The following is a 9201-nucleotide window of genomic DNA, read 5'->3' on the forward strand; positions in this document are numbered from 1 at the left end:
CGGCCAGTCTGGTGGCTGCGTGGACTGCTCGTCTTGACATGCACGGGTGTTTCGTTCGCTCATGGGACGAATGACGGCCAAAAGAGTATCGGATTCATCATGCTGGCGATCATCGGCCTCATGCCCCAGACCTATGCGCTCAATGAATATGTTTCCAGTGAACAGCTAACCCAATCATCGCAGATCCTGCCGCAAAGCATCTCGCTATTTCAGCAGGCGGGCGATCAGCAAAGGCAAGTTGCCATCACTAGCGCGCAAACTCTTCTTGACGGATTGGCAGGGGTGCATTCGATCACGGCTATTCCATCAAACAAGCGCTCTCCTCTGCGACATCGGCTCAACGTCGTCATTGCCGAGCTTGGCGCGATTGAACACAAGAACTCAGCGACAGATACGCAGCGAGCCCAAGCAAAAGATTATCTCGAACACTTAACCGGCATCGTGCAGTATGCACCTTGGTGGGTCCGCATCTTGAGCGCACTGTGTCTGGGGGCTGGCACAATGATTGGCTACAAACGCATCGTGAAAACGCTGGGAGAAGGAATCGGCAGAGTAAGGATGAACCCGATGCAGGGTGGGACAGCCGAGGCAGTCGCATCGACCTTGATTGCGTCCGCGGGCTTCACAGGTCTCCCGGTGAGCACGACCCATGTCGTGACCGGCGGGATCGCGGGGACAATGGTTGGCTCAGGTGCAGGGCTGCAGCCGCCGGCTCTACAGCGGATAGCGATAGCTTGGATCTTGACACTGCCGGGTACCATGGCGCTTTCAGCATTTTTCTTCTATGCGCTTTCTTGAATGAGCCACGCGAGTCCTGGTATGTCCATCACCCATTCAGCCTCAGTCGCCGATAGCCCTACCCGCAATGCCGCCTAATGGCCCCGCCGGCGAGGCCCAAGGAGTTGCGCAGGGAACGATAGAGCGCTCAATCTCGCCGGCCAGCACCTTGTGGTGAGCGGCGAGCTTGGCGAACAGCTCCTTCTTCGTTGCGTTGGGGTTATCAGACTGGCCTCGTTCATGATCTTCTCAAGGTGCGCTTGCATGTCCTTCATCGCCGACCCGAGGCTTGCCGCCGGACCGGATAGCATGAACCATTACGGTCGCGCGGGCCTGGCGCGAGGGGGAACTGCGAACTCGACCATTGGCCGCGGGCGCGCGTCGCTCACTGACGTTTGTTAGGACAATTGAATGGGCAGAGCAGTATGTTGATGCTGACTCTTGATAATTCTGCCTCCCGTGCCACAAATATCCGTAGCTGGGTCGACTTCTTCGGTGATGACCGCAAAATGCGCCAGTTGCGCAGGACCGAAGTTCGTTGAAATCGCGACATCGGCCGCGTCCCGGCCTCGCCCGATTAGAATCCGGCCAATCCGCGGACGATTGTGACGCGCATCGAACGCGTACCATCTCCCGCCGAGAAAGGCCTCGAACCAAGCGCTAAAATCCATGGGAGCCGGATCTCGCGGCACTCCGATATCCCCGAGATAGCCGGTGCAATAGCGCGCCGGAATGTTCATGCAGCGACATAGCGACACTGCAAGGTGCGTGAAATCCCGGCAAACCCCGACGCGCTCCTCATGAGCTTCCGCCGCCGTGCGGTCATCGCGCGCGTGGTGATAACCGAACTCAATCCGTCCATGCACGTAATCGCAGATGGCCTGAACCCGCTGCCAACCGCCCCGAATGCCGCCGAACTGTGCCCACGCGAGATCGGTTAGCTTTTGAGTATCGCAGTAAGGGCTGCAAAGCAGATAGATTATCGCCTCATCCGGCAAACTGTCGATTTCCCATTGCTCTGCCTGGGGTGCGACCTCGTCAGGCTGGCCGCTGTCGGCGATGGCAAAGCGGTTGCGGATTTGAAGGAGGCCCGCGGGCGCCACCAATCTCGTAAAGATATTGCCAAAGGAATCGAGGTAATCGCGAGCACGAACGTTGGGAGAGAATTGGATACGATGTTTGATCAGTAGATCCTGCTGGCGAGAGGGATGCACACTCAACATCAGCACCATCGGCACGTCCTGAACGCACTGGAAAGCGATGTCATACCCGGCTTCGATCTTCACCGTCTCTGTCTCCTGATGGTGAAGAATAAGCGCGGGCGCCCATTCGGGTTCCAGTCAGCGTACGGTCAAATTGTTTGAGCACCACCCAACGCCTCTTCAGGCAAGCGACGGAAAGGCGTCCGCAAGAGAGCGCAGGCCGTGATGACCATCCTCGTCACGCGCGCCGCCGAGAGGCGGGTGCCGGCGAGGCGCATTCATGCGGGGCGCCCGGCCCCGGCGGCAGCGGCTTTTGTCCGTCCATCGCGATGGGCCACCACGCGCGGCCCACCCGGTTTTTTCGCCCCAGCTTTCGCCGTGTCTGACATTTGCAGCGCTTGCGTTAGAGGCGCTAGGCTGTCGTGACCGAGAGCGTGCGGTCCGCTGGCGGATAACGACGTCGGCCGCACGCGCCGGCGGATGCGGACGACGGGGATTTTACCGGTCATGGAAACGGGTCGCCGGCTGCGCTTGCTCCGCCAAGCATCGACTTCGGCCTCCAGATTGAGCGATTCGGCCGCTTTCTGACCACTCCGATCGATGGTTACCCGCATACCGTCTCCTCTCAAACCTCCCGCGTGCTTAAACCAGCGGAGAAGCCGGATGTTCCTCCTTCGGAACATCCGGCTGTCGCTGCGGTTAATCGCAGACGGAGGCCATCTCGCATGAGGCTGCAAGCAAGATTTTACCGCCAAGGACTTCCGGACCTGGGCCGGCACCGTGTTGGCAGCCCTCGCATTGTCGGAGTTCAAGAAGTATGACAGCCAGGCCGAAGCAAAACGCAATATCGTCGCCGCCATCGAAAGGGTCGCCAAGCAACTCGGCAATACACCGGCGATCTGCCGGAGGAGCTATGTACATCCGGAGATCCTAAGCGCGTATCTATCGGGCGATCTCGTCAGGATGCTCGACGCGAAGATCGCTCAAAAGTTCAAACGTCGACGAAATAATGGTTCTGGCCTTCCTTCTCAAACGGCTTCGGGCACTGAATCCCGCTGTGTAGGCACGCCGCCGGGTGCTGCAAGCGATGGCGCGCTTGCCGCGCTTTTTCATTATCAGGCCGGCCGCCCAAGCCGGCTTGCTTTAACCGTCTTCGCGGCCTGGTAAGTTGTCAAAGAGATTTGCCCCAGCAAAAACTGACACTTTCCCACGATCTCCGACGGCCTCCGCGGCCTGCCGCCTAAAGCGACTGGCCGCGGCTGCCTGTAGTACTGCGCCTTATCGCCGTTCTTCGCGCACAACCCCCTCGTCTTCAGGCACCGTCTCCCAGCTTTCACCGCGCCAGTAGCCGCGGCCTTCGTGCTCGCGGAAGGTAACATTGGGACCAGGATGCCAATCGTCCTCGTGAATGATGACGCCTGACTCCCTCGGATAAGTGTAGCGTTCATGCGTGTGCCAACAAACATCGCCATTGCAGACGACTGCTGCAGAAGCCGTCATCGCTGAACCGGCCAGCATAGCAACGCTGAGCGTGCCGAGGAAAACCGTTTTCATCATCTTCATTCATCGTCTCCTATCCTGATGATTGAACCAGAAACCCGAACTTCTGATGTGGGAGAGAGTTCCAAGCCAGTTGCCGCGAACGCGCATCGATTTTCTCGTAGAAACGTCCACTGGGACTGAACCCTATCGCATGCGTCACCGTGCTTCCGGACGCAAGTCCGTCTCGAACGCGCTTGGTCGGGTAGCGGGTCCCATAATCCTTAGGCGTCAATCGGGTCTCCGCCTCGAAGACGCGGTAAAATAGTTGTCGCTGAGGCCGACTGCGCGCGCGATTTCATCAAGCGACGATTCTTCTTCGCTCGCCTCGACGATCCGGCAGGCTCTCGCCACCAGCGCACTTCCGCTTCGGTGCGTGACGGGCAGGACGGATGACAATAGATACCCGTGGTCGAAACACTATAAAAGAATTGACCGTCGGCTGCCTTGTCGCGGCTGACAACGAGTGCTCAGCGCGGGCCATCGACTACCCAGGACTTTCTCGTCCGTCCGCCCCGGGCCGCCATGTTGCTTGCCGTCATCGCCATCATTCCGCGTGGCCCTCGATGGCGACTTTGACCGCAGGCTTCACCCCGCCACAATCCGTTCCTGCGCGTAGCGAGGAGCTTGCGCACGTCGCCCGCTTTGCCGACAAGCCTCGCGCTGACTGGATTTTGCGCTCGACATGCGCGGGACGTTGCTTCAGCGCGGGTCTTAACCCAGCGCAGCACGTCGAGCGTCAACAGCCGGCGGCGCGGCCTTCCTCGCAGCCGCATCGGTGCCCGGCAAGTGTTGGCCACGACGGGCCGACCGCACTACTTTCCTTCGGTCTCAACCTTCTTCTTTTCGTCTTCGTTCATTTTCTTGATCATCGGGTCGCGCGGGACCTCGCCCGTGGTTTGGGTAGCGGTGGCCGGTGGAGCGGCGCTGGGAATGGAGGTCTGTCCCTGCGGCGTCTTGGCCGGTCGCGTCGCGGTTGCCGGTACGGAGCCTTGTTGCGCCACAACCGGGTGTACGTCGAAAACAACGGCACCCGACAGCATCAACGCCGCGAGCGCCCAGGTTGTGATGGGCTTGATGTTCATCGGTCTGTTCCTTTCAGATCGACGAAAACAACGTGGCCTATTTAAGGTTCCGTCTCACGCCTCTAATTGCGTGCCGATCGGCTGGGTGCAAATCCGCTTGCCGGTGGCGGCGAAGATCGCGTTGGTCAGCGCAGGCGCAAACGGCGGGACGCCGGGTTCGCCGCCACCGCTCGGCGCGTTTCGGGTCCGGCGGCACGATGTGGACGTTGGCGACGAGCGGGGCTTCGTCAATTCGGATCACCCGGAAGGTGTCGAAGTTGCCCTGCTCGACCCTGCCGTCACGATAACCGATACTTTATATCGAGGTCTTGGACGTTACTGATCTCGCGCAGCGCACCGATCGGCCGGTCGTCATCGATGGCATGTCGTTTCCGCCACGCGACATGGGCTTTGCGTAATCCGATCGGGATGCAGCGATCGCGGACCGCGAAGCTGCTTATCGACCAGTTCCGAAGCGATATGGCATTGCCGTCAGCCGACGTTGGACTCGGTTTCTTAAGCCAAGCCCGCGTATCTGCTCAATCATCCTCATGATGTTGCTGCGGTGCTCCTCGAAGTCTCGAAGCTGCTTGGCTGCTTCGGTTACGTCGTGCCCGTCGTCTTTCAGAGTTTCCACCAAGCGAAGTTGCTTACTGACGGCCGCTTCGCCTTTGGCGATGTGGCGGTCAGCCGCATCAAGGCTCGGACGGTGTGTCCATCATCTTTTAACTCTCTCTTGCTGGAACATAGGCGAAGCGTTCCAAAGGTTTGTGGATCCAAAAGCCATGAACAAGCGTATCGACGAAGCCATTGCAGCCAGGGCTTACGAGCTTTTGGGAGAAGGCTGGAAAGCCGGAGGGGCGGGACGAAGAGTTCTGGCACCTGGCCGAGCAGGAATTGCTCAACGAGGATAGGGGCGCTCGCCGTTACGAACGCCCGACACGCTTTGACCGCTCATACGACCCACGTGGGGCGCCGGCTGGCCCTTACGAACAAATGCCCTAGCACCGACACTGAGGCGCATCGCGAGCAAACCACGCTGACAATGTTGTCAGCGCTTGGCCTTTGGCTGCAGGCTTTTTTTGGGATGGATTGCTCAGCAACGAACGCTCAATGCTTGGCAGGCGGACCGCTCTTATTTCCAGGCAGGCCCTGAATATTGGACGAATCTTGCGCTCGGACAGTGCTATTCTGCCCTACCGTCCCGTTCGCCGGAGGACCGTTTTTGTTTCCGGGTGCCCCCGCGACGCCGGTTCCAGAATTCTGAGCGCCGGGCGCATCGCTGCTGGAATTCGTGCGACCAGGAGTGGCTTGCACCTGCGCCGCAGAACCCGGCCTCGTCTGCTTGCCAACGTAACCCGATGCACCGGAATTTTCAGTTTTGATACCCTTGTCAGCTTCGTTTTGCAGATTTTGCAATGGGGATGTCTGTTGAGCCGCCGCTGGCGCCAAGCCAGCCAAGATAAATGTTGCTATTGCGATGCGCCGCATGATTGTCTCCTTAGTTGTTCGCTTACAACGAACATGGAGTGAGGCGTTTCCTATGGAATCGTGGATTTGTGCACGTCCGTGATTAAGCGAGGTTGATGCACGCGATTTGCGGAACGCATCCCACTTCGATCTCGTTAAGGGTTGCTTTCATGACCGCAGTGCAGTTGTTAGCCCGCGATCAAGGCAACCGGTCCCCTCGCACGGCTCGCCAAGTTCCGGTAATCCTTGAGAGTGCTGTGGGCGAGCACGACCAAGGTGATTTGGAGCCAGATCAAGCCGCCGATCTCCCTGAAAACAAACTCGATTCGAGGTCCCCAAGGCGGTGGAACGACGTCGCCAAGCGCTTCGATATCACGCTGTAGGCGCGCTGGGCAGCGGTCAGCAACTCCGGTTTTTCATAGAACGCGGCGACGATCAGCGCCCATGCGGCAACAGCGGTGATCGCTCGGAACGAATAAACCTTCAAGTGATATTTGAAGCCGGGTCGGTCATCGTAAAGGATCGGCGTCTTCAAAGCAGGCTCGCCTTCTGCGTTCAATCCGATCAGACGGACTGAGGCCACTCGGCGGCTGGCGCATCAATAGGCTCGCCTCGCGGTTGCAGCTGTGTGATCTTCGCCGCGAAATCACGGGGCAGAGACGATGGACGTGGACGACTACTTTGAGGAATTGCGCAAAGGCGGCCCGGGGTATCAAGTTCTGGAGAAGGGTCCCAACTCGTTCATGATCTTCTGCGACCAGAAGGATGACGATGCAATCCGCGCATTCCGGTCGGTGGTGAACGAAGCAATAGCGCACCGCGGCGGCAACTGGGAGGTCAAGCCGGGACCGACGTGGGGATTCTCGGATCGAAGCATTCCCGGTTTGCAAGATCCGGTTTACCTCGCGGCCGCAATTTGGAAGTGGTGACGATCACACCCACGACGCTGTATTTGTGAGCCATGACAAGCCGGCAGCCTGCGCATGAGGGGTGCTGGCTTGTTTCCGACTCAGTGGCCTAGTTTGAAAACGGTCGTGGCCTAATTTGCTCTTGAAGTGATCTCGCGGACGTCGCCGGGGCAGAGGTGCAGCGCCATAACTTCTGACGGGGACAGATCATAGTTCGCCAGCAGCGCGGCTGCCCACCCCTCCGGAACCGAATCTAAAACTCGATTGATCGCGTCATCAGGCGGCGCGAACGCCAGCCAAAGACGCTGGTCCCGACTGTCGGTCATCACACGGACAATATGTGCAGCGGGGCTGACCATCCGTTCAATTCTATCGAATCTTCTAGGCTGGCGTAAGGGTGCCTCGCCAAAGTGTGCACGGAGTTTCGAGTTGCGGTGCAATTGCCTTTAAAGCACGCTTTCTGCAAATTGCGATATTAGTTCAGGATCGGTTTCCTGCGTCGCAAGGGCGCTCAAAGGAAGCGCGTGTTCCAAATATTCGCATAGCAGTTTCATTTTGCGGCTCTCGGTCCCAAAACCGCCTACCGGGCCTCGGTGATTAGCTTTCGTCCACGTGACCGGACGGCCCGCGGTCGAACACGCCGTAGTCGCTCGACTTCACCCCAGCCTTGGCATCGATACCGATTGCAGCCAATCCCAATTTCAACATCTCTCTGACCGCAGCCGCTCTCGTCGGCATCCGATGTTTGAAGCGGAAATCATCAACCGCTGCCAGCTCTTCGGGCGAGAGCATCACCTGCAATCGTTCGCCACGCAGTTCGTTCAACGCAACGTTCCCTTGAGCAAAGTGAGTTGCGAACTCAATCATCTAACTCTGAGTAGTGCGCTAACATAGGTTAAGCTTCCAAGTATGCTGCAACCTTGCCAACTGAGTAAAATACTATAGTCAAATCAATGGTTTACATGATGACAGGGAAGGTTTAAGGTGCGTTTCGGCGGGTATCAACGCTGAGGTGTCCCCCAAATGCCGAACCCGCAAGTACCCCTGATCCGGTGGCGCGTCCTCGTTGTTGAGGACGAATACTTTCTAGCCAACGACTTGCGGATTGCCCTTACCTCGTTGGGCGCAGAGGTCATGCCACTTGCCGGCGACCTGCAAGACGCGCGTGAACAAATCGCTCGGAGCGGGTTCGACATAGGCATCCTCGATATCGACCTGCGAGGGGATAATTCATTCGCCCTTGCCGACGAATTGAAACGGCGAGCGATACCCTTCATTTTTTCTACAGGTTATGGCTCTGAGCTAATCCCGGCCCGGTTTGCTGATGTGCCTCGGTGGGAAAAGCCCTTTGATGCAAATGCATTGGCCCGCCATGCATTGCAACTCTGTCGCTATGGAATGACTTGTCAGTAGCGCATCGTCTACCGCCTGCGAGTCGAGCGCAATGCCGATCGCGTTTGGCTGATCACAAAGGGCGGCAACAACTGGTCCACGCGCTTTCCGCGGATCGTCGAGGCTGCACTGTCAAACCGGCAGAAGCAGTTCGTCATTGATAGCGAGGCCGTGATCCTCTGCGCCGGCGGGATCTCCGACCTCGCGGCGCTGCATGGTGGAAAGCACAATGCCGACGGCTGTGCGCCTTCGACCTGCTCGCGCTGGGCGGCGAAGATCTCCGCTCACTGCCGCTCTTGACGCGCAAGGCCAAGCTCGAGCGGTTACTGCAACGCCGGGCCGCGGGCATCTTCGTCAACCCGTTCGAGACCGGAGTGATCGGTCCCGACCTTTTCCGAGCCGCTTGCGACCTAGGTCTCGAAGGGCTCGTGTCAAAGCGATCCGATCGACCGTACGCGGCGGCCGGTCGAAGGACTGGATCAAGGTGAAGAACCGGACGCTTCCGGCGGTGGGCCGGAAGCTGGATGACCGGCTGTGAGCGCTAGTTCGCGTCTGGTATTTCATTTTCCGTCAATAAAGACGATCGCGGTTGGCGCCCTCACGCGACGAGCACATAGACAGCCACGTCACGAGACCGCCAGCCAGACCTGCGACAGGCGGAAATAGAGCCGGTTCATGGCCGATGGCACGCCACACGGCCGGTGTGGACCTTACAGGGCCCCCTCCAATTGAGGCGGTCTCGGTTGTCTGCAATCATCGCAAAAAAAGCCAAGCCACGCTGGCAATTAGGGCCAGAAACGACACTGCCGCAGCGCAGGCAAAGGCAATCTCCAGACCGTCGATATGATG

Annotated in this window: 11 protein-coding genes and 3 pseudogenes; 6 read left to right on the plus strand and 8 right to left on the minus strand. The window is 58.7% G+C overall.

All coding sequences use genetic code 11. From position 1 onward, the window contains the following. The coding region (locus JQ586_RS39615; RefSeq protein WP_212400052.1) for an inorganic phosphate transporter at positions 1 to 798 on the plus strand (798 nt) is incomplete at its 5' end. 377 nt (positions 799 to 1175) lie between these two features. On the opposite strand, the gene JQ586_RS39620 is transcribed toward JQ586_RS39615, so the two are convergent. Further along, positions 1176 to 2063: a transglutaminase family protein gene (locus tag JQ586_RS39620; protein WP_212400053.1), complete on the minus strand. Its 888-nt coding sequence runs from the start codon at positions 2061 to 2063 to the stop codon at positions 1176 to 1178. 654 nt (positions 2064 to 2717) lie between these two features. Between JQ586_RS39620 and JQ586_RS39625 the strand changes: the two are divergent. Further along, a pseudogene (locus JQ586_RS39625) lies at positions 2718 to 3042 on the plus strand (DNA topoisomerase IB); the annotation flags it as partial. A gap of 215 nt (positions 3043 to 3257) precedes the next feature. On the opposite strand, the gene JQ586_RS39630 reads toward JQ586_RS39625, so the two are convergent. The 4 genes and pseudogenes from JQ586_RS39630 to JQ586_RS41010 form a co-directional block, all read right to left on the minus strand. Further along, positions 3258 to 3542 (minus strand): hypothetical protein, encoded by a 285-nt coding sequence (locus tag JQ586_RS39630; RefSeq protein ID WP_212400054.1) that lies wholly within the window; start codon positions 3540 to 3542, stop codon positions 3258 to 3260. Positions 3543 to 3742: 200 nt separating this feature from the next. Continuing rightward, a pseudogene (locus JQ586_RS41005) lies at positions 3743 to 3931 on the minus strand (hypothetical protein); the annotation flags it as partial. A 402-nt stretch (positions 3932 to 4333) separates the two neighbouring features. Then, positions 4334 to 4603, minus strand: coding sequence for a hypothetical protein (locus JQ586_RS39640; protein ID WP_212400055.1), 270 nt, complete (start codon positions 4601 to 4603; stop codon positions 4334 to 4336). Between the two features lie 54 nt (positions 4604 to 4657). Beyond that, positions 4658 to 4895: pseudogene (locus JQ586_RS41010) on the minus strand (xanthine dehydrogenase family protein molybdopterin-binding subunit); the annotation flags it as partial. A 497-nt stretch (positions 4896 to 5392) separates the two neighbouring features. Between JQ586_RS41010 and JQ586_RS39650 the strand changes: the two are divergent. Then, positions 5393 to 5587, plus strand: coding sequence for a DUF2934 domain-containing protein (locus tag JQ586_RS39650; RefSeq protein ID WP_409411053.1), 195 nt, complete (start codon positions 5393 to 5395; stop codon positions 5585 to 5587). Positions 5588 to 5692: 105 nt separating this feature from the next. Here the strand turns inward: JQ586_RS39650 and JQ586_RS41755 are convergent, their stop codons facing one another. Next, positions 5693 to 5899 carry a hypothetical protein gene (locus tag JQ586_RS41755; protein WP_409411054.1) on the minus strand — a complete coding sequence of 69 codons (207 nt, stop codon included), beginning with the start codon at positions 5897 to 5899 and terminating at the stop codon, positions 5693 to 5695. Positions 5900 to 6344: 445 nt separating this feature from the next. After that, positions 6345 to 6587: a hypothetical protein gene (locus JQ586_RS39660; protein ID WP_212400058.1), complete on the minus strand. Its 243-nt coding sequence runs from the start codon at positions 6585 to 6587 to the stop codon at positions 6345 to 6347. Positions 6588 to 6714: 127 nt separating this feature from the next. On the opposite strand from JQ586_RS39660, the gene JQ586_RS39665 reads away from it, so the two are divergent. Next, on the plus strand, positions 6715 to 6981 hold the full coding sequence (locus JQ586_RS39665; RefSeq protein ID WP_212400059.1) for a hypothetical protein: 267 nt from the start codon (positions 6715 to 6717) through the stop codon (positions 6979 to 6981). A gap of 576 nt (positions 6982 to 7557) precedes the next feature. Here JQ586_RS39665 and JQ586_RS39670 read toward each other — a convergent pair. Continuing rightward, positions 7558 to 7785: a hypothetical protein gene (locus JQ586_RS39670; protein ID WP_212400061.1), complete on the minus strand. Its 228-nt coding sequence runs from the start codon at positions 7783 to 7785 to the stop codon at positions 7558 to 7560. A gap of 198 nt (positions 7786 to 7983) precedes the next feature. Here JQ586_RS39670 and JQ586_RS39675 point away from each other — a divergent pair, with 198 nt between their 5' ends. Both JQ586_RS39675 and JQ586_RS41015 read left to right on the plus strand, forming a co-directional pair. Then, positions 7984 to 8373: a response regulator gene (locus tag JQ586_RS39675; protein ID WP_212400060.1), complete on the plus strand. Its 390-nt coding sequence runs from the start codon at positions 7984 to 7986 to the stop codon at positions 8371 to 8373. A 242-nt stretch (positions 8374 to 8615) separates the two neighbouring features. Continuing rightward, positions 8616 to 8840 (plus strand): hypothetical protein, encoded by a 225-nt coding sequence (locus tag JQ586_RS41015; protein WP_409411055.1) that lies wholly within the window; start codon positions 8616 to 8618, stop codon positions 8838 to 8840. Positions 8841 to 9201: the final 361 nt, after the last annotated feature.

The sequence above is a fragment of the Bradyrhizobium jicamae genome (assembly GCF_018130215.1).
Lineage (GTDB): Bacteria > Pseudomonadota > Alphaproteobacteria > Rhizobiales > Xanthobacteraceae > Bradyrhizobium > Bradyrhizobium jicamae_A.

What these genes read in the sequence shown, in the direction of transcription:
- JQ586_RS39665 (WP_212400059.1), top strand. Translation starts at nt 6,715, where the DNA reads ATGGACGTGGACGACTACTTTGAGGAATTGCGCAAAGGCGGCCCGGGG.
- JQ586_RS39630 (WP_212400054.1), bottom strand. Translation starts at nt 3,542, where the DNA reads ATGAAGATGATGAAAACGGTTTTCCTCGGCACGCTCAGCGTTGCTATG.
- JQ586_RS39640 (WP_212400055.1), bottom strand. Translation starts at nt 4,603, where the DNA reads ATGAACATCAAGCCCATCACAACCTGGGCGCTCGCGGCGTTGATGCTG.
- JQ586_RS39675 (WP_212400060.1), top strand. Translation starts at nt 7,984, where the DNA reads ATGCCGAACCCGCAAGTACCCCTGATCCGGTGGCGCGTCCTCGTTGTT.